Origin of the sequence: Niallia sp. (assembly GCF_031978665.1) — a bacterium.
Taxonomy (GTDB): Bacteria; Bacillota; Bacilli; order Bacillales; family Cytobacillaceae; genus Niallia.
Window position 1 is genome coordinate 704 of sequence record NZ_DALZDK010000012.1, and the last position, 1849, is coordinate 2552.

Genomic DNA, 1849 nt, shown 5'->3' on the forward strand with positions numbered 1-1849 from the left:
CCATCCTTGTCTGTTTGTTTGACATGAATAAAATAAAGACCGGGATCATTCCCAATATCCACCTCATACTTTCCAGGAGCAACCATTTTTGTATTTCCTTCCGCCACTTCTCCTCTTTCCGACAGTATAGTTGTTTCAATCGGAAGCATGGATAATTGATCTGCTGTAACACTTAGAAAAGTTCGGTCCTGCTCTTTTTCCACAGCTAATGAATATGCCTCAGAGTCGTACTGCGGCAAGGTGTTTGCGACCATTTTGGTGATAAAGCTGCTCCATTTGTTCCAACGAGCCCAGTCTCCTGCCCAAGCTCCATTCACGTCAGAAGTGAACGCAATCGTCTTACCTAAACCGTATTGCCATTCTGCTAAAATCGGGTCATCCTTTGTGCTCACGATCGGAACAGTGCTTTCTGATTTGGTAGTTGTTGCGATATAAGCATTCATTTCTGGTACACCTTCACTAAACAGAGAATCCCATCCATAGCCAGATTTTATTTGCGGATAAAACGGATTATCCTCTATATACGTTCTTGTTGCCATGACGGTTTCTCTTGATAAAATAGAAGGAATGACCGTAGAATCCTGTACATCATAAAAACGGCCCGCTCCGAGATCTGCTAATTCCTCTAAAAGATTCCGGTCTGCATCTGCGCCTAAAGCGACCGTTGACATCGTCACATTTTTCTTACTGCCATTATTAATTAATTCTTCATAATCATTATTCGTTGCAGACTGCCCATCTGTTAGTAAAATAATATGTTTTCTTTTTACATCTAAATCACTAATTTGATCATAAGCTTCCACTAACGAGCTATAAATTTCGGTGCCTCCACCAACTGGTACCGACCGGATTTTCTCCACTACTTCCTCCTTATTTTTCAAAGGCTCTGGCTCCACAATGACCCATGGCTTATCATCAAAAGCAATAAACCCTAAGGTATCTGTCTCTTGAAGCAGTTCAACCGATCTCGCTGCCGCTTCCTTCGCTAACGAAAATTTCTGCCCATCCATACTTCCAGAACGGTCTAGAACAATCATTAAAGCTAATGACGGCATTTCCTTTTTCCCTTTTATATCCATATCAACAGGTAGAAGCTTCTCGATAGGCGTTTGGAAATATCCACCTAATCCAAAGCTATTTTCCCCACCAGTCATAAGAAAACCGACGCCAAAGTCTTTAACACTTTTTTCAATAAGACTCATTTGATTTTCCGTAATATCAGTTGCCGCAATATTATTAAAGATAATCGACTGATAGTTCAAATAGCCAGAAAGTACGGTAGGAAGCTGAATCGATGAACGAACCTCCACCTTATATCCTGCTGCTTCCAAAGTTTGAACAAGTGCTTCATTCTGACTATTTTGCACTAATAAAATTTGCGGAATCGTTTTAACCATATTAACGACCTGAAGCTTGTTATTTTCAGCATATGCATCATTCTGCAATTCTACTTCCGCTTTATAGGTTACTAATCCAGCCTGTTTCACTGGAAACTGAATAGGAATGATATTGGTTCCTTCTCTAATATTAATAGATGTTGAAATTATTTTATGATTATTTTCATAGAAATGAAGAATTCCTGTTTTTGCTACATTACTCTCAATCGTTACAGAAATTGATGCTTGTTCTCCTTCGTATAAAGTGGAAGGCACTTCTACTTCGGTAACGGCAGTATCTTCATATGATTGGGGATTGAGCAACACAGTATCTAATTCGATCGAGCGATTTTTCAGCAATTTTGCCGCTTCAGTAAGATTCCCCATTGTTTCATTTCCATCTGTAAACAGAATAATTCTTCCCCCGCTATTATTCGGAAAAACACTGCTGGCAAGATTAATCGCTCTTTCGA

Annotated in this window: 1 protein-coding gene; it reads right to left on the bottom strand. The window is 39.5% G+C overall.

The genetic code is table 11. The annotated features are described in order from the left end of the window. Positions 1-1763 (bottom strand): vWA domain-containing protein (locus tag RTL21_RS08255; protein ID WP_312095163.1); only part of this gene is annotated, 1763 nt, incomplete at its 3' end. Between the last annotated feature and the right edge of the window lie 86 nt (positions 1764-1849).